Origin of the sequence: Devosia sp. XGJD_8 (assembly GCF_046614475.1) — a bacterium.
In the GTDB taxonomy this organism is placed as follows: domain Bacteria; phylum Pseudomonadota; class Alphaproteobacteria; order Rhizobiales; family Devosiaceae; genus Devosia.
On record NZ_JBKJHF010000001.1, the window covers coordinates 1,609,931 to 1,626,777 of the forward strand.

Genomic DNA, 16,847 nt, shown 5'->3' on the forward strand with positions numbered 1-16,847 from the left:
AAGGCGCATCATGGCAAAGCGAGCCCCCATGGAAACAGTCGCCCCATTTGCATGAGAGGACCTCGTCATGTCGTTTTCACTCGACACCCCTTCCGCCCAGACCCTGAAATCCGAAGCCAAGTCCCTCCGTCAGGAGCGCGCCCTGGCCGGCGAAACCCTGTCGCATGGCGCCGCGCTCGAAGCCGTCGCCCGCGCCCATGGCTATCGCGACTGGAACACTGCCCGCGCCGCCTTGCCCGATCGGGTGGCCGTGCCCTTCCAGGTCGGCATGCGGGTCAAGGGGCTCTATCTCGATCAGCCCTTTACCGGCCTGCTCATCGGCGTCCAGCTCCTGGGCGACATGCAGCACATGACGGTGACCGTGACCTTCGACACCCCCGTCAATGTCACGCCCACCTTCATGTTCGCGGCCCTGCGCCACCGCGTCGTGTCCACCATCGACAGGCACGGCATCTCCTCGGCGCTGCGGGGCAATGGCAATCCACAGATGATCCTCAAGCGGGCATGATGAGCTACATATGGGCAGGGCAACGAATTTTGTTGCCTTGCCCTTCATCGTCAAATGCCGATAGTTTGACGCATCAAATCAACAATGGAACCGGCAATGACCACTCAGACCCAGCCGATCGAAGCCTATTCGCTGCCCACGCCAAACGGGCAGAAGGTCCATATCATGCTCGAGGAACTGGGCGTGCCGTGGACCTATCACCGCATCGATATCGGCAAGGGCGACCAGTTCAAGCCGGAATTCCTGGCCATCTCGCCCAACAACAAGATCCCGGCCATTGTCGATCCCGAGGGCCCGGGCGGGGCGCCGATCGCGATCTTCGAGTCGGGCGCCATCCTCAAGTATCTCGGCATCAAGTTCGGCCAGTTCTATCCCGAAGACCTGCGCCAGCAGGTCAAGGTCGATGAATGGCTGTTCTGGCAGGTCGGCGGCTTCGGCCCCATGCTGGGCCAGAACAACCACTTCAACGTCTATGCGCCCGAGAAAATCCCCTATGCGATGAAGCGCTACACCGACGAGACCCATCGCCTGTTCCGCGTGCTCAACACCCAGCTCGAGGGCCGCGACTACATAGCCGGCGATTATTCCATCGCCGACATCGCTTCCATTGGCTGGGCCCAGTCCTGGGAGCGCTATAACATCACCCGGGCCGAATACCCCAATGCCCTGGCCTGGATCGAGCGCCTCAACGCCCGTCCGGCCGTCGCCCGCGGCTTGGCCTGGGGCAAGGATGTCCCCGCCAAGAGCCTGGCCGAGGACAAGGACGCCCAGAAGATTCTGTTCAACCAGCGTTGATCTCAACCAGTCGGGTCCGGCACCAACCGGACCCGGCCCCTGCAAACCGGGCCACTATCCCCAGCGGGCCAAAAACCGCTTGCCATGCCTCACCCCGCCCGCTATCCACCCGGTGACGGAGAGGTGGCCGAGTGGCCGAAGGCACGCCCCTGCTAAGGGCGCAGATCTCAAAAGGGTCTCGTGGGTTCGAATCCCATCCTCTCCGCCACTTCCCCCAAACCCGACTAGTCCCTGCCAGCCGCTACCCCGGCCTCGGCCAGGAAATCCGCGATCTCCTTGCGCACCGCCTCGCCATGGCCCACCAGCAAGTGTCCGCCCCTATCGTAGACGATGAGCCGTGCGCCGGGAATGTGCGCCGCCGCGTACTCTGCAGAGGGCCAGGTGTTGAACAGATCGTCCTTTGCGGTGATCAGCAGCGTGGGGACGGCCAGGCTCTCCAGCGGCCGCTCGGTCAGGTCGGGATTGCTGTCAATGTTGATGCCGGCAAACCGCGCCGACAGCGGCTCGATGCTCCGCACCATCGTCATCACCGCCTCTTGCTCGGCGGGAGAGGCGTCGTGCACCAGTTCCGGGGGGACGCCGATGAAGCGGATCAGCGTATCCGGCGAAACATGCTCAAGTGCCCACCAGGCGAAATCGGCCCCGGCATTGACGAGCCACAGCACGAAGGGAAAGTCCGCCTCCCGCTGCGTCTCTAGGGGCACCATGTCTGCGGCATAGGTGGCCGGCACCACCAGAACCAGCGCGCTCACCCGGTCGGGGTGACGCAGCGCCAGCTCGAGCGCCGACCGGGTCCCGGCCGAAACCCCCAGGATGACAGCCCTCTCGATATCCAGCGCATCAAGCAGGGCGGCATGGGCGTCGGCCTGGGCGGCGGGCGACACGTCCTGTGGCGCTGGGGTCGCGAGATAGCCAAAGCGGGAGGGCGAAACCAGATGGAAGCCCGTGCCCAGCATGGACGCGGCATTCTCAAGCCCCTGGTCGAACCCGCCGCCCGCGCCGTGAATGGTCAGCAGGTCGGGCCCAGTCCCGGCCTCCGCATATTCGATCGGCCCCGCGGCCGTCTCGACAATCGCGCTCCGGCCGGTGATTGCGGCATAGGCCTTTCGCATATCAGCCGCGAAGGACAGATAGATCGTCACGCCTGCGACCACCAGGACGACTAGGCCAGCCAATGCTGCAACGCGAAGTGGTTTCATCACGAGGCCTCTCGGAAGCTCTTGTCGCAGGGTGCCGGTCGCCAGGCCGAGTGTCTTTGACCCGGATCAAGCCATCGAACGATGGGTCGCGCCCTCCATGGCCGGGCCGTCAGGCCGCCACCAGTGCGACACCAAGACCTGCCGCGAGCGCGGCCAGGCTCCCGGCGGCGACAGTCAGGCCAAGGCCCCGGTCTCCGACTGAAAAGGCCAGCACGGCCTTGGTGACGGTATTGACGGCAACCCCGACCATGATCGCCTGGGCGGCGACCCGCAGCTCCACCCCGTTCCCGCCCATATGTGCCATCGAGATTGTCAGCGCGTCGGCATCCACGATCCCGGACACCGCCGCCACCAGCACCACCCCGGCCGAGCCCAGGACCGTGCGCAGATAGCCGGCCGCCAGCATGACGGCGACAATCACCGCGCCCAGCTTGAGCGCCGTGTCTATCGCCAGCGGATTCCTGGTGGTGGTCAGTGGATCGGTCGGCCCGCCATGGCCCAGCGTCAAAAGGAATGCGCCCAGCCCGAGGAGGGCGCCGGCCGCCGCAATCGGCCCGATGGTCTGGCTTGCCAGCGGGGCGTTGAGCAGCAGGGTAATGCCCGCCACCCGCGCCATCATCACAACGCCCGCCAGGAGGATCCCGGCGCTCAGCAGCCGGGCCGATTCCGGCCGCTCCTTGCTCATCCGGGCCAGCGCGAGCGTTGTCGCCGTGGATGACGCCAGCCCCCCGAAGGCCGCCGCGAGCAATATGCCCATGCGATCGCCGAAGATCTTCACCGCTACATAGCCGATGAAGGACACCGCGGCGATCAGGATGGTGAGCAACCAGACCTCGTAGGGATTGATCGCCCCCCATGGGTCGATCGTCCGGTTCGGCAGCAGCGGCAGCAGCAGGAAGGTCATCGCCAGCAGGATGAGAACCGAGCTGATCTCCGCCCAGGTCAGGGTCTTGACCCAGCGGTGCAGCTGCTCCCGGAAGGCAAGCAGCGCCGTCATCGCCACGGCGCCCGCCACCGAAACCCCGATGTCCCCCAGCACGGCCAGCGAGCCGAGCAGGAATGTGAGCAGGCCGGCGATCACCGAGGTGACGCTCACATCCTGGTCCACCGTGGCCTCCAGCCAGTGGAAGGCGGCGAACACCCCCGCATAGGCGACAAAGATGAGGCCCAGCACGACGCCACCGGTGCTGGCCGATATCAGCGCGGCCACTCCGCCCAGCAGGCCCGACAGCGCGAAGGTGCGAAAGCCGGCGGCTCGCCGGTGGTCTTCGTGGCCGCGTTGGCTCCAGCCCCGTTCCAGCCCGACCAGCAGGCCGATGGCGAGGGCGACGCCGAGACGGCTGAGGAGATCGGTTTGCTCCATCGCCGCCTACCGCACGACCGGAAAGGAGAGGGGCCCGACTTGCGTCAGTTCCATGGCGTCACCGCCCGACCATCGGCAACATTGTCGCCGGGGTGGATGATGACCGTCTCGCCGGGCGCGAGCCCGCTGACCACCTCCGCCAGCTCGGCATTGCGCTGTCCAAGCGTCAATATCCGGAGGCGCGCAACCCCGTCCTCCACCACGAAGACCGACCAGTCCTGCCCGCTGCGGAACAGCGCGCCGAGCGGAATGGTCACGAGATCCTTGCCCTCCCACACCACGATACTGGCGGTGACGCGATAGCCATGGCCAAGGCCGGGCCTGCTTTCGGGTCCGTCGAGGAAGCGCAGGGTTACCCCCGTCCGCTGCTCTTCGATTCCAAGGGCGCTCACCTTGGTCACGGCCATGGGGTCGATCAGCACGACCTCGGCACGCAGCGGGTCCCCGCCCCATCCTTCGATGCTTGCCGGCGCGCCGGTGACGATGCGCACCGCGTCATTGGACAGCACATCCACCTGCACCTCCAGGTCGTCCGGATCGCCGATGACCATCAGGGGCGTGCCCGCCTGCATCACCTGTTCACTCTCGGCCAGAACCGAAAGCACCTGTCCGCTCGCCGGCGATTTCACGTCGACACAGCACGCCCCGGTCGGCGCGCTGCCCCCCTCGATCAGCGCGGCCTGGGCGCTTTCCAGCTCCCGCTGGTGCATCACCAGCGTGGCGCGCGCCGCCTCGACGCTCTTCTGCGCCGTCTCGGCAGCCAGGACCGCCCGCTGCTCCGCCTGCGTCGAGACCAGCCCGCGTTCCGCCAGTGTGGTGGTCCGCTCCCGTTCTGCCTGGGCAAAGGCGCTGTTGGTCTCGGCCTGGGCCAGGCCCACCTCGGCCACGGCAATGCCCGCCAGCGCTGCCTGCACCGCGGCTTCCGCGATGCGACGCGAGCGCTCGTCGAGCAGTCCGGGATCGACCGGCTGGATCGATGCCAGCGTCTGGCCTTCCTCGACGCCGTCCCCGGCATGCAGGCCCACCCGCGTCAGCCGCCCGGCGACCGGCACCGAGACCTGGAACACTTCCCTTATGCGGCTGGTGCCATCGACCTCAACCGTAACCACGAGGTCACTGGTCGCGACGGTTGTCGTTTCCACGCTGATCGGCCGTAGCCAGAGCGCCCAGGCCACGGCCGAGGCAAGGGCCAGAACGACCGCGATGCTGACGATGCGGCTCCACATGTGTCTACTCCCTGGTCTTGAGAACGGCGATCATGTCGAGCCGGTCGATGCGCCGCCGCACGATCAATCCGGACACCAGCGCGGCGGTCATCACGACAAGGCTCGAATAGGCGAACACCTCCGGCCCGATGACGAAGGGCATGGTGAAGATCTCGCTAGAAAACCCCTCCACCATGCCGAATGCCACCAGGAACCCCAGCCCCCAGCCTAGGGGCTGGGCCAGCAGCGTCAGCACGGCAATTTCGGCCAGCAGCAGGGTGGAAACCTCCGCCCGGGTGAAACCCAGTACCCGCAGGCTGGCCATCTCCCGGCCTTGCTCGGAGAGCGAAATGCGCGAGAAGTTGTAGACCACGCCAAAGGCTATGATGCCCGCCAAGCCTACCAGCACCCCGATCATCACATAGAGGTTCTGCGCCATGGTCGCGCGAAACTGCTGCAATGCCACGGTCTGCATCGAGATCTGCCCCAGCGACGGCGTCTGCTTGAGCCGCGCGAACAGCGCGTCCTGCATCAGCGTATCCACCGAGATATTGACCCCGGAAATCTGGTCTCCCTCGGCCACCAGGTCCTGCAGAGCGCCCAGCTCCATATAGGCGCCAAGGCCCAGATAGCCTTCCACCAGCGCCGAGACATGGACCGGACGGCTCTGGCGCGTCCCTTCCAGCGGGCGGATGTTGACGATGTCTCCCGGCCCCACGCGCAGGATGTCCGCCAGCGACCGCGTCAACAGCAGACCGGATTCGGGAATGCCCACCCGGGTCAGGTTCGTGTCCAGCAGCCGCGTCAGGCTGGCCGCCGCCGGACGGCCGATAATGGCGATCCGGCGGGTCACGTGCCCGCTGCCGATCTCCACCCCCAAGGCCCGGAACGGCTCCGCCGCCAGCACGCCGGGCAGCCGCTCCACCGCCTGCGCTGCCGAGGCGGGGCGGGTGCCCAGGAAATTGATCGTCGCATCCTGCCGTTCGGTCCGGTTGAACGTGTAGTCGATCATGTAGTCGACCCCGCCCACCGACCACAGCGATCCGACCAGCACCGCCACCGAAAGCGCCAGCCCGATTACCCCGCCGGCGGTGCGCCAGGGCCAGTGCAGCAGGTGGCGCGAAACCATGACCCAGGTCTTGCGCAGCTCGATCACCAAGCCGAACCGGCCCGCGAGCAGGTTGCGATAGGCCGGGGGCGCCGGCGGCGACATCGCAACGGCCGGTGGCAGCCGCGCCGCGGCGCGCACCGCGCGGAGCGCCCCCAGCACCGCGGCCGCCATCGTCGTGCCCCCGGCAATGAGATAGAGGCTGGGCTCGCGGCTGAACACGAGCACGGGGAAGCTGTAGAACCGCGCGTAAAGCTCGGTGAGCGCACCCCCGGCCCAGGTGCCCAGCGCCAGGCCGATGGCGATACCCAGCACCGCGATCAGCAGCACGAATTCGACATAGTGCCAGCCAATCGACCATGCCGAATATCCGATCGCCTTGAGCAGGCCGATCTGCTCGCGCTCGAGGGCAATCAGCCGGGTCAGCGTCATGTTGACCAGGAACGCCGCCACCAGCAGGAATACCGGGGGCAGCACCCGGCTCATGGATTGCAGCTGCATCAGTTCGGAGTCGAGATAGGCGTGCGAGGTCTGCTGCGCCCGTCCATAGGCGCCCTGGCCGCCAAACGGCGCCAGCAGCCGGTCAAGCCGCGCAATCACCTCCCGCTCCGAGGCCCCCGGCAGCAGCCGGACGGAGACGGCATTGAAGGCGCCACTCAGGTCATACGCCCCCGCCAGCACCGATTCAGGCACCCAGACCACACCGAAGCGGCCCTCATTCGGCATGATCTCGCCCGGTGCTACCGCATAGACATAGTCTGGCGAAAGCGCGACGCCGACCAGCGTCAGCTGACGCTGTGCCCCATTCATCACGACCTTGAGCTGCGACCCTGCGCGAAAGCCGTTCGCCGCGGCGAAAATCTCGCTGACCACCGCCTCCGTGGCGCCGGATGGTTCGGGCAGCCGTCCGCTCCGCAGATAGAGCCGGTTCAGCCCCTGCACGCCGTCCTCGGCGAGCGACACCAGCAACACCGAAGCAGGTTCCTCGACCCCTTCGATATCTGCCAGCGCGATCTTGGAAATGCGCCCGTCCACCGACAGGACGCCATCGATATCGGCAATATCCTGCAGCACCGAACGGGGTGCCCGCGTCACCGTCGCGAACACATGGGCGAAGCGATTGGCCTGGTAATAGGCATTGCGCGTCTGGTCCAGCGACTGGTAGGTGCCCACGCCGATCAGCAGCGTCGCCACGCCTGCAGCCATCACCAGCGCGATTGCCAGCACCTGCGCCCACAGGCGCCGCATCTCCCGGAACAGCTTGATGTGGAGGGCGCTCATCGCTACCACCGCACCGATGCGGCCGCTTGCCGGTCGGCATTGCGCTCGATCGAGGCGATCCGGCCGTCGGCAAAGCTCACGACACGATGCGCTATGGTGCGAATGGCGGCATTGTGGGTAATGACCAGCGTCGTCGTGCCCATTTCCGCATTCACCTTGGTCAGCGCCTCCAGCACGACAATGCCGGTCTTGGAGTCGAGCGCCCCCGTCGGTTCGTCGCACAGCAGCAGGTCAGGGCGCTTGGCAATGGCGCGGGCAATGGCAACCCGCTGCTGCTCGCCGCCCGATAGCTGGGCCGGAAAGTGGTCCATGCGATCAGCCAGCCCCACCATGTCCAGTGCCTCTTCGGCCCGCATCGGCGTCTTGGCGATTTCGGTGACCAGCTTCACATTCTCCCGTGCCGTCAGGCTCGGCACCAGATTGTAGAACTGGAAGACGAAGCCGACACTGTTGCGCCGGTAGCGGGTAAGGGCGGCGTCGCCCAGCCCGGTGATCTGCTGGTCCCGGAACCAGGCCTGTCCGGACGTGGCCGTATCGAGGCCTCCCACCAGGTTGAGAAAGGTCGATTTCCCCGAACCGGACGGGCCGAGAATGACGATGAACTCTCCGGCGCGCGCGGCAAAGTCCACTGCGTCCAGGGCAACGACTGTCGTCGAGCCCATGGCATAGGTCTTGGTCAGCTTCTCCGTTCGGAGCAGGTGGGCGCGGGCATCGTCTGCTGGCTCATCGGGCATGCAATATTCCGCCATATTGCCGCATCTGCGGGACCTGCCGGACACCACGGTCCGTGGACATGACCCAGGACACGATACGCGCCCTGCTGGCCCAAGCTAAGCATCTTCCGCCACCCAGTGATTGACGCATGTCAAATCGGTGGCGAGTTGCGGTCTTCGGGAAGATGTCGTGCCGGCTAGCTTGGATCTTGAGGCGTGGCTACGACGAGGGTGGGCCGGGGCCCCATTCCAGGCAAGGATCAGGTGAACGGTATCGGAGGCACCACTAGCGCTTGCAGCCATGGGATGAAGCGAAACGAACCAACAAGGGCCGCAACTAGCCCGAATATGACAATGACTGTAGTTACCAATGCAACCGCGATCTGGATCGGTTTTGGAAGACGCTCAATTCTTTTGTCGCCCCAAGTAGCCATTCTGTCGAGCGCGCCCAAGTTAGCGCCTGATATAAAAGCGCCGGCCAAAACGAAGGCCACTCCCAGCACTCCCCAATAATAAACCGTCTTAGCGGTGTTGTACCTATTATTCGTCACGTTGATTCCTGGGCCAATGTTGTCCAGGTAGGTGGGGGAGTCTTCGGAGCCTATGCGGGCTATTGCGACCTTCACGGCCATGTCGGGGTCGAATACTTTCCATCCAATGACCACCTCATCGTCCGAGTGTGCAACACTGAAGTTGTTCGGTATGCTGGAATATTGGTCAACAATTTTCGCTGCAGCGACGCGCGACCCAGCGGGCATCTTAAACTGCAAGGGGCGACGGATCATGTCGGGTTCTATCGGGGCTCCCCCGTCACGCCAGAGGGTGATGGTCGTCTCAACTAATTGATCGTTACCCAGTGCTCGGTCGTCAAACTGCAGCCGAGGTCCAAACACGCTTGGAGTTACTACTACGATGTCCTCTAGCCTTAGGATCACCGTCCGCGCGTCAACCGGCTGCCAGAATTGCGGGAGCTGCGCTAGCGACAGGATACCGCCCAAAACCGCAAAAAATAGCAATATGGCGTTGCCAATTATCCTAAGCGGGCGCGGAACTAGCATCAGCATTAAGGGTCCTCACTAGGTCGACAGTTAGCTGATGTCGTGTTTTTCGCCTAGCGCTGGGCCGTCTTTGTCCCCATCGCAACTACAGTCGCTCAGCCCGCCACACATGCAACCCCGAGCCCCACCTCCTCCACCATGGGCTTGGCATAAAGTCGCTGGCCGCTATTGTGGCGCCCTGATTTGGGCCGGCACTGGCCTGACGGAGGAGAATACCCATGAAGCTTGAAACACTGGCGCTGCACCACGGCTATACGCCTGACCCGACGACGAAATCTGCGGCAGTGCCCATCTACCAGACCACCTCGTTCACCTTCGACGATACCAAGCATGGCGCCGACCTGTTCAATCTGGCGGTCCCCGGCAATATCTATACCCGCATCATGAACCCCACGACCGATGTGCTGGAAAAGCGCGTCGCGGAAATGGAGGGCGGCATTGCCGGCCTGGCGGTTGCCTCGGGCATGTCGGCCATCACCTATGCCATCCAGGCCATTGCCGGGGTGGGCGACAACATCGTCGCCACCAGCCAGCTCTATGGGGGCACCTACAACCTCTTCATGCACAGTTTCCCACGCCAGGGCATCGAAGTGCGCATGGCCGCGGGCGATGATTTCGACGCCCTCGACAAGGCCATCGACGGCCGGACCAAGGCCGTGTTCTGCGAATCCATCGGCAATCCGGCCGGAAATGTCGTCGACATCGAGAGGCTGGCGCAGATCGCGCACAAGCATGGCGTGCCGCTCATCGTCGATAACACCGTGGCGACGCCCTATCTCTGCCGCCCCTTCGATTTCGGCGCCGACATCGTTGTGCATGCCCTGACCAAGTATATCGGCGGTCATGGCAATTCCATCGGCGGCATCATCATCGATAGCGGCAAGTTCGACTGGAAGGCCAACAAGGAGCGCTTTGCCGTGCTCAATGAGCCCGATCCCTCCTATCACGGCGTGGTCTATACCGAGGCGCTGGGGCCTGCAGCCTATATCGGGCGCTGCCGCGTGGTGCCGCTCCGCAATACCGGGGCCGCCCTGTCGCCACACAGCGCATTCCTGTTCCTGATGGGTCTTGAGACCCTAGGCCTGCGCATGGACCGCCATTGCGAGAATGCGCTCAAAGTGGCCGAGTTCCTGGAGAGCCACCCCAAGGTGAGCTGGGTCAATTACGGCGCGCTGCCCGGCAACAAGTACAACGCGGTCGCCAAGCGCATCACCAAGGGCAAGGCCTCGGGCATTGTCAGCTTCGGCATCAAGGGTGGACAGGAAGCCGGCGGCAAGTTCATCGACGCGCTCAACATGATCCTGCGGCTGGTCAATATCGGCGACGCCAAGTCGCTGGCCTGCCACCCGGCCTCGACCACCCATCGCCAGCTCAATCCTGAAGAGCTGGCCCGCGCTGGTGTCTCCGAGGATCTGGTGCGCATCTCGGTGGGCATCGAGCATATCGATGACATCCTCGCCGATATCGAGCAGGCACTCGCCAAGTCCTGATCCTGTCGTCCCGGCGATGGTTGCTGACGCAGGCCATCGCCGGGCCACCTGTTCCAAGGTTGCGTGCTCTTGAGCGCGGGCAGGGCGCGTGCCAACATCGGCACCACCCCAGCGTCATCAGCACTGGACGCGCCATGCCGAGCACCCGCTCGGCCGATCGCGCCGTTTCAGGGCATCAGATCGGAACTGCCATCGAACACCGTCCCCGCCGCCGCAGTCGCATGCAGTTTCTGCGCACCGCCGTCGCCCATCGGCGATCGGGCGTGACCGACACGATTCTGGGCGTGGTTCTCGCCTTCGTCGCGGGCGCCATCAATGCCGGCGGATTTCTCGCCATCGGCCAATACACCTCCCACATGACGGGCATTGTCTCGTCCATTGCCGACAACCTGGCTCTGGGCCTGTTTGGCATTGTCGGGGCCGGCATCGTCGCCCTCGTGGCCTTCACTGCGGGCGCGGGCTGCTCCGCCGTCCTCATCAACTGGGGCCGTCGCAACGCCCGGACCCGGCAATATGCCTATCCCATCGCCCTGGAGGCACTGCTCCTGCTGGCCTTCGGCGTGCTGGGCACGGCCAGCCAGGAAGCGCCGCAGTTCATGGCGCTCGCTGCGCCGCTGCTCTGCTTCATCATGGGCCTGCAGAACGCCACGATTACCAAGATTTCCGGCGCCCGCATGCGCACCACCCACCTCACCGGCATGGTCACCGATATCGGCATCGAGCTGGGCAAATATCTCTACTGGCACAGGGACAAGACCAAGGCCGAGGCTCTCCGGGTCACGGCAGACCGCAAGAAGCTGAGCATCTTGCTGCGCGTCGTCGGCATGTTCTTCCTCGGCGGCGTCGTGGGCGCCCTTGGCTTCGGCCACCTCGGTTATGTCTTCTCCATTCCGCTGGCCGCCGTGCTCATGGTCATGGCCGCGCCGCGCCTGCTGAACGACGCCGTCGGGCGCGCGCCCGGCGCCTGAGCCGGCTGTCATGCAGCCGTCATATCCACGTCATCGGCCTGTAGCATGGCCGCCCTATGCGGAGCCCACTGCAACAGGGGCTCCATCATGTCTTCATCCAAATTCCTGCTCGCGCTGACCGCGACGCTGCTGGCCACGACGGCGTCGGCCACTTCCGCCGAATACTTCAACCGCATTGCCAGCTTCCCGGTCGCTCTCAACAATCCCGATGCCGAAGAGGGCGTCGAGAACTCGGCTGAGATTATCAACGCCAGCGAAGATGGCATGACCCTGGTCTATTCCAACGCGCTGCTGGGCGGCATCGGCTTTGTCGACATCACCGACCCGACCGCGCCCAAGGCCGGCGGTTTCGTCACGCTCGAAGGCGGTCCGACCTCGGTCACCTTCATCGGCGGCAAGGTGCTCGTCACCGTCGACACGACTGAAGATTTCACCGCGCCCAAGGGCTATCTCGCGGTCATCGACCAGGCGAGCAAGGCTGTTGAAGTCACCTGCGAACTGGGTGGCCAGCCCGACGCCATCGCCAAGAACATGGATGGCTCGCTGATCGCCATCTCGATGGAAAACCAGCGCGACGAGGACCTCAACGACGGTGCCCTTCCGCAGCTGCCCAGTGGCAACATCACCTTCTTCGACGTCGCCGAAGGCTCCGTCGATTGCGCCACCATGCGCGTCACCGAACTGGCCGGCGTCGCCGACTTCGCCGGCGAGGATGCCGAGCCGGAATATACCGATTTCAACAGCCTCGACGAACTGGTCGTCACCCTGCAGGAAAACAACCACATCGTGGTTCTGAACGGCAAGACCGGCGAAATCATCAACGACTTCAGCGCTGGCACTGTCGATCTGGACGGCATTGACGCCACCGAAGACGGCAAGCTGAGCTTCACCGAGAGCCAGCCCGGTCGCAAGCGCGAGCCCGATGCCGTGCAGTGGCTCGATGAAAACCGCATCATCACGGCCAATGAAGGCGACTACGAAGGCGGCTCGCGCGGCTTCACCATCTTCCACAAGGACGGCACCGAGCTCTACGAGAGCGGCGTCTCGATGGAATATATCGCCGCCCAGCTGGGCCACTATCCGGAAGGCCGGTCCGATGCCAAGGGCGTCGAGCCCGAAGGCATGGAAGTCGGCACCTTCGGCGACACCCGCTTCATCTTCGTCAACCAGGAACGCTCCTCGCTGGTCGCTGTCTACAAGGACACCGGCGATGTGCCGGAATACTGGCAGTCGCTGCCCTCCGGCGTCGGCCCGGAAGGCGCCCTGGCCATCCCCTCGCGCAATCTCTACGTCACCGCCAACGAGACCGACCTGTCGCCCGATGGCGCCGCGCCGGCCCATGTCATGATCTATGAGCTTGCCGAAGGCGAGCCGGCCTATCCGACCATCATGTCCGATCTCGATGCCGACGCTAAGCCGATCGGCTGGGCTGCCCTGTCCGGCGCCGTTGGCGATGCCGAAAAGCCCGGCATTCTCTATGCCGTCAGCGACAGCGTCTTCGCCGAAGCCGCCATCTACGAGATCGACGCCACTGCCAAGCCGGCCCGCATCGTCAAGAAAACCGTCATCACCCGCAACGGTGCGCCGGCCCAGAAGCTCGACCTCGAAGGCATCACGCTGGACGGCGAAGGCGGCTTCTGGCTCGCCTCCGAAGGCGATACCGGCGATCTGACCCCGCATGCCCTGTTCCACGTCAATGCCGATGGCGAGATCGAAGACGAGATCGCTTTCCCGGCCGCTCTGCTGGCCCATGAAATCCGCTCGGGTTCGGAAGGCATTGCCGCCATCGGCGAGGGCGACGACATGACCCTGTGGATCGCCATCCAGCGCGAGTGGAAGAATGACGAAAAGGGCTTCGTCAAGCTCGTCTCCTACAACCCGGCCAGCGAGGAATGGGGCGCCGTCCGCTATCCGCTCGAGGCCCCTGCTGAGGGTGCCTGGGTCGGCCTGTCGGAAATCACCGTGCATGGCGATTTCGCCTATATCGTCGAGCGCGATAACCAGATCGCCGCCAATGCCCAGCTCAAGGCCATCTATCGCGTGCCGGTCAGCGAACTGGTCTCGGCCCCGCTCGATGGCGAACTGCCCGTCGTGAGCAAGGAACTGGTGCGTGACCTCGTGCCCGACCTCATGGCCTTCAACGGCTACGTCGTCGACAAGGTCGAGAGCCTGGCCATCGACTCCACCGGCACCGGTTACGTCATCACCGACAATGACGGCGTGGACGACAGCTCGGGCGAGACCTTCTTCTGGTCCATCGGCGCGCTCTAGCCGTTCCGCATCCAAACAAACAGGGGTCGGATCCGCGGATCCGGCCCCTTGCTTTTCGGCCGCCCACGCGCGACGACTGGCTACGGTTCCTTCAGGGCTGCCCGATAGGCTGCACCGCAAAGTCGCCAAACTGTCATCAAACTGGGCTACCGCAGGGCGCAATAACCGCTTTCACGAACCGCAGAATCGTCCGCACCATGAACACCGTCGCCCTTGGGGAACTCGTCCTGACCAATGCCCGGATCGTCCTGGCCGACACCGTGCTGGATGGTTCGGTCCGGGTCGATGGCGGCATCATCACCGATATCGGCCCATCCTCGCGCACCGGTCACGACCTCGATGGCGACTACCTTATCCCGGGCCTCGTCGAACTGCATACCGACCATCTTGAGACCCACTTTGCCCCGCGCCCCAAGGTGCGCTGGAACCCGGTCGCCGCCGTGCAGGCCCATGACGCCCAGATCGCCGCCTCCGGCATCACCACCGTGCTCGACGCCCTGCGCGTCGGCATGGATGAGCATGCCGACCTCGGCGCCACCGAGATGAAGACCCTGGCCGACGCCATCAGCGCCGGCAATGCCGCCGGCCGCCTGCGCGCCGAGCATCACATCCACCTGCGCTGCGAAGTCTCGGCCCCCGATTGCCTCGAAAGCTTCGCCGTGCTCCAGGACGATCCGCAGGTGCGCATGGCCTCGCTGATGGACCATGCGCCCGGCCAGCGCCAGTTCGCCAGCGCCGATGCCTACCGGGTCTATTACCAGGGCAAGCTCAAGATGAGCGACGCGGCCCTCGACGACTTCATCCAGCGCCGCAACGCCGAGTCCATTGCCCATGCCGGGCCGCATCGCCGCGCCATTGCCGAAATCTGCCGCGACAAGGGCATCGTCATCGCCAGCCACGACGACGCCACTCGCGACCATGTCGAGGAAGCCGTTACCCTGGGCACCGAAGTCGCCGAATTCCCCACCACGCTCGAAGCGGCCAGGGCCTCGCGCCAGGCCGGCATGGCCATCCTGATGGGTGGCCCCAACGTCGTCCGCGGTGGCTCCCATTCCGGCAATGTCTCGGCCCGCGCCCTGGCCGAGGCCGATCTGCTCGATATCCTCTCCTCCGACTACATCCCCTTTTCCATGCTGCAATCGGCCTTCTCCCTCGCCGACAATGTCCAGGCGATCAACCTCGCCCGGGCCATCCAGATGGTCACCAAGCGCCCGGCCGAGGCCGCGGGCTTCCACGATCGCGGCGAAGTCGCCATCGGCAAGCGCGCCGATTTCGTGCAGGTGCGCGTCGAAGATGGCATTCCCATCGTGCGCACCGTCTGGCGGCAGGGCAGGCGGGTGATATGACCGGAACCTTCGTCGCCGTCGTCGGCCCGAGCGGTGTCGGCAAGGACAGCCTGATCGGCTTTGCCCGCGAACGCCTGGCGGCAACCGGCCGCGTCGTCTTCGTGCGCCGCGTCGTGACGCGCCAGGCCGATGGCGGCAGCGAAGATCACGACAGCATGGATGCCGAAGCCTTCGCACTGGCCGAGCGCGATGGCGCCTTCGCCCTCAGCTGGGATGCGCATGGCCTGCGCTATGGCCTGCCCATCGCCCTCGAGCGCGATCTGGCCGCCGGCAAGGTCGTGGTCGCCAACCTCTCCCGCGGCGTGATCCCGGCGCTGGTCGCCCGCTATCCCGAGGCCCTGGTCGTCTCGGTCACCGCCGACCGCGACGTCATCGCCCAGCGCCTCGCCAATCGCGGCCGCGAAACCGCCGAATCCATCCAGCGCCGCCTCGACCGCAGCGTCGACAGCCGCCTTCCGGCCAGCACCATCCGCATCGACAATTCCGGAGAGCTGGAGACCGCGGGCGACCAGTTCGTGCGCCTCCTCGAAGACGCCGCCAAGCTGGTGGAACGCGCCTAGTCCACACTCCCCAACCTGCAGGCCATGCACCGGATCACCTCTCCCTCTGGGGGAGAGGTCGGCCGCAGGCCGGGTGAGGGGGCCTCTTCTTGATACGGTGCGCGGGGAAGGCCCCCTGACCGATTCACCTCAAGGGCACCATCTGCGACCAGCACCATCCGGATTCTTCCCCCTTCCGGGGGGAGGCGAGGTGGGGGTTATCCCCCGAAACCCTAAACCACCAGCTCCATCCGCTCCGCCGGAAACCGGCTGAGCGCGTAGGATATTGGATTGCCCGCCGCATCGACATCCACCGCCTCCGAAACCAGCAGGATGGCGCCGGGCGTAAGGCCCAGCAGCTTGGTCTCCTCCACGTCGGCATGGCGCGCCGAAATGCGCGTCGAGGCGCGTGAATAGTCGGCAACGCCATAGCTGGCAAACACCGCCGTGAACGAGCCGAGCGCCGTGTAGCGCCCCGCAAAGTCGGCGAAGCTCCGATAGTCCAGCCAGGCCGTGGCACGCGATAGCGGTCGCCCGTCGGCCAGCGACAGCGTCTCCATGCGCACCACCTTGGCCCCGGCCTTGATACCCAGCGCCGTGGCGGCCGCGGCGCTGGCATTCTCGATGCGGCTCGACAGCAATTGCCCGCTGGTGATCCTGGCCTGGCCGGCCAGCCCTTCCGAAAACCGTGTCCGCTTGCCGATGGGATAGCTCAGCCGCCTTGCGCAGCGCACGAAGGTGCCGCGCCCCTGTTCGGCTCCCACGACGCCCTCATCGGCCAGCACGGCCAGCGCCCGGCGCACCGTGTGGCGATTGGCGGAAAACCGCTCCGCCAGAACAGCCTCGGTCGGCAGCCGGTCACCGCTCGCCAGCTTGCCGCCCACGATATCGAGCCGGATGGCATCGGCGATGCGCCGCCACAGGGCGACCCCGCCAGAAATGTCTTTCGCAACTGTCATTGCATTTTCACACGAGAAGCGTAGGACCGGATTGAGGACAATAG

Annotated in this window: 14 protein-coding genes and 1 tRNA gene; 8 read left to right on the forward strand and 7 right to left on the reverse strand. The window is 65.2% G+C overall.

Annotated features, from left to right (window positions below; all coding sequences use genetic code 11):
* Positions 1-67: 67 nt before the first annotated feature.
* The 3 genes from ACLI1C_RS07525 (at position 68) to ACLI1C_RS07535 (ending at position 1,511) form a co-directional block, all read left to right on the forward strand.
* The gene (locus ACLI1C_RS07525; RefSeq protein ID WP_411396256.1) at positions 68-508 is read left to right on the forward strand and encodes a glyoxalase superfamily protein; all 441 of its coding nucleotides are present in this window, start codon (positions 68-70) and stop codon (positions 506-508) included.
* A 96-nt stretch (positions 509-604) separates the two neighbouring features.
* Positions 605-1,303: a glutathione S-transferase N-terminal domain-containing protein gene (locus ACLI1C_RS07530; RefSeq protein WP_411396257.1), complete on the forward strand. Its 699-nt coding sequence runs from the start codon at positions 605-607 to the stop codon at positions 1,301-1,303.
* A 117-nt stretch (positions 1,304-1,420) separates the two neighbouring features.
* A tRNA-Ser gene (locus ACLI1C_RS07535) sits at positions 1,421-1,511 on the forward strand.
* A gap of 16 nt (positions 1,512-1,527) precedes the next feature.
* Here ACLI1C_RS07535 and ACLI1C_RS07540 read toward each other — a convergent pair.
* From ACLI1C_RS07540 to ACLI1C_RS07565, 6 genes are all read right to left on the reverse strand, one after another.
* Positions 1,528-2,502, reverse strand: a complete 975-nt coding sequence (locus ACLI1C_RS07540) for an alpha/beta fold hydrolase (RefSeq protein ID WP_411396258.1) — start codon at positions 2,500-2,502, stop codon at positions 1,528-1,530.
* A 109-nt stretch (positions 2,503-2,611) separates the two neighbouring features.
* Positions 2,612-3,865, reverse strand: a complete 1,254-nt coding sequence (locus ACLI1C_RS07545) for an MgtC/SapB family protein (RefSeq protein WP_411396259.1) — start codon at positions 3,863-3,865, stop codon at positions 2,612-2,614.
* A 44-nt stretch (positions 3,866-3,909) separates the two neighbouring features.
* A complete protein-coding gene (locus ACLI1C_RS07550; protein ID WP_411396260.1) occupies positions 3,910-5,091 on the reverse strand; it encodes an efflux RND transporter periplasmic adaptor subunit in 1,182 nt (393 codons plus the stop codon).
* A gap of 4 nt (positions 5,092-5,095) precedes the next feature.
* Positions 5,096-7,459 carry an ABC transporter permease gene (locus ACLI1C_RS07555; protein ID WP_411396261.1) on the reverse strand — a complete coding sequence of 788 codons (2,364 nt, stop codon included), beginning with the start codon at positions 7,457-7,459 and terminating at the stop codon, positions 5,096-5,098.
* 2 nt (positions 7,460-7,461) lie between these two features.
* Positions 7,462-8,193, reverse strand: coding sequence for an ABC transporter ATP-binding protein (locus ACLI1C_RS07560; protein WP_411396262.1), 732 nt, complete (start codon positions 8,191-8,193; stop codon positions 7,462-7,464).
* A gap of 239 nt (positions 8,194-8,432) precedes the next feature.
* The gene (locus ACLI1C_RS07565; RefSeq protein WP_411396263.1) at positions 8,433-9,236 is read right to left on the reverse strand and encodes a hypothetical protein; all 804 of its coding nucleotides are present in this window, start codon (positions 9,234-9,236) and stop codon (positions 8,433-8,435) included.
* A 212-nt stretch (positions 9,237-9,448) separates the two neighbouring features.
* Between ACLI1C_RS07565 and ACLI1C_RS07570 the strand changes: the two genes are divergently transcribed.
* The 5 genes from ACLI1C_RS07570 (at position 9,449) to phnN (ending at position 15,865) form a co-directional block, all read left to right on the forward strand.
* Entirely contained in the window at positions 9,449-10,720 is a 1,272-nt protein-coding gene (locus ACLI1C_RS07570) for an O-acetylhomoserine aminocarboxypropyltransferase/cysteine synthase family protein (protein WP_411396264.1), read from the forward strand.
* A gap of 134 nt (positions 10,721-10,854) precedes the next feature.
* The gene (locus ACLI1C_RS07575; protein ID WP_411396265.1) at positions 10,855-11,688 is read left to right on the forward strand and encodes a YoaK family protein; all 834 of its coding nucleotides are present in this window, start codon (positions 10,855-10,857) and stop codon (positions 11,686-11,688) included.
* Between the two features lie 87 nt (positions 11,689-11,775).
* Positions 11,776-13,959: an esterase-like activity of phytase family protein gene (locus tag ACLI1C_RS07580; RefSeq protein WP_411396266.1), complete on the forward strand. Its 2,184-nt coding sequence runs from the start codon at positions 11,776-11,778 to the stop codon at positions 13,957-13,959.
* Positions 13,960-14,156: 197 nt separating this feature from the next.
* Complete coding sequence (locus ACLI1C_RS07585; RefSeq protein WP_411396267.1) at positions 14,157-15,305, forward strand: alpha-D-ribose 1-methylphosphonate 5-triphosphate diphosphatase; 1,149 nt, start codon at positions 14,157-14,159, stop codon at positions 15,303-15,305.
* Entirely contained in the window at positions 15,302-15,865 is a 564-nt protein-coding gene (phnN, locus tag ACLI1C_RS07590) for a phosphonate metabolism protein/1,5-bisphosphokinase (PRPP-forming) PhnN (protein WP_411396268.1), read from the forward strand. Before ACLI1C_RS07585 ends, phnN begins: the two co-directional genes overlap by 4 nt.
* Before the next feature lie 212 nt (positions 15,866-16,077).
* Here phnN and phnF read toward each other — a convergent pair whose 3' ends face one another.
* Positions 16,078-16,803 carry a phosphonate metabolism transcriptional regulator PhnF gene (gene phnF, locus ACLI1C_RS07595; RefSeq protein ID WP_411396269.1) on the reverse strand — a complete coding sequence of 242 codons (726 nt, stop codon included), beginning with the start codon at positions 16,801-16,803 and terminating at the stop codon, positions 16,078-16,080.
* Positions 16,804-16,847: the final 44 nt, after the last annotated feature.

Excerpts from the sequence above, each read along its gene's own strand:
- ACLI1C_RS07540 (WP_411396258.1), bottom strand. The coding sequence starts at position 2,502 with ATGAAACCACTTCGCGTTGCAGCATTGGCTGGCCTAGTCGTCCTGGTG.
- ACLI1C_RS07525 (WP_411396256.1), top strand. The coding sequence starts at position 68 with ATGTCGTTTTCACTCGACACCCCTTCCGCCCAGACCCTGAAATCCGAA.
- ACLI1C_RS07530 (WP_411396257.1), top strand. The coding sequence starts at position 605 with ATGACCACTCAGACCCAGCCGATCGAAGCCTATTCGCTGCCCACGCCA.
- ACLI1C_RS07550 (WP_411396260.1), bottom strand. The coding sequence starts at position 5,091 with ATGTGGAGCCGCATCGTCAGCATCGCGGTCGTTCTGGCCCTTGCCTCG.
- ACLI1C_RS07575 (WP_411396265.1), top strand. The coding sequence starts at position 10,855 with ATGCCGAGCACCCGCTCGGCCGATCGCGCCGTTTCAGGGCATCAGATC.
- phnN (WP_411396268.1), top strand. The coding sequence starts at position 15,302 with ATGACCGGAACCTTCGTCGCCGTCGTCGGCCCGAGCGGTGTCGGCAAG.
- ACLI1C_RS07570 (WP_411396264.1), top strand. The coding sequence starts at position 9,449 with ATGAAGCTTGAAACACTGGCGCTGCACCACGGCTATACGCCTGACCCG.
- ACLI1C_RS07560 (WP_411396262.1), bottom strand. The coding sequence starts at position 8,193 with ATGCCCGATGAGCCAGCAGACGATGCCCGCGCCCACCTGCTCCGAACG.
- ACLI1C_RS07545 (WP_411396259.1), bottom strand. The coding sequence starts at position 3,865 with ATGGAGCAAACCGATCTCCTCAGCCGTCTCGGCGTCGCCCTCGCCATC.
- ACLI1C_RS07585 (WP_411396267.1), top strand. The coding sequence starts at position 14,157 with ATGAACACCGTCGCCCTTGGGGAACTCGTCCTGACCAATGCCCGGATC.
- ACLI1C_RS07580 (WP_411396266.1), top strand. The coding sequence starts at position 11,776 with ATGTCTTCATCCAAATTCCTGCTCGCGCTGACCGCGACGCTGCTGGCC.
- phnF (WP_411396269.1), bottom strand. The coding sequence starts at position 16,803 with ATGACAGTTGCGAAAGACATTTCTGGCGGGGTCGCCCTGTGGCGGCGC.
- ACLI1C_RS07555 (WP_411396261.1), bottom strand. The coding sequence starts at position 7,459 with ATGAGCGCCCTCCACATCAAGCTGTTCCGGGAGATGCGGCGCCTGTGG.
- ACLI1C_RS07565 (WP_411396263.1), bottom strand. The coding sequence starts at position 9,236 with ATGCTGATGCTAGTTCCGCGCCCGCTTAGGATAATTGGCAACGCCATA.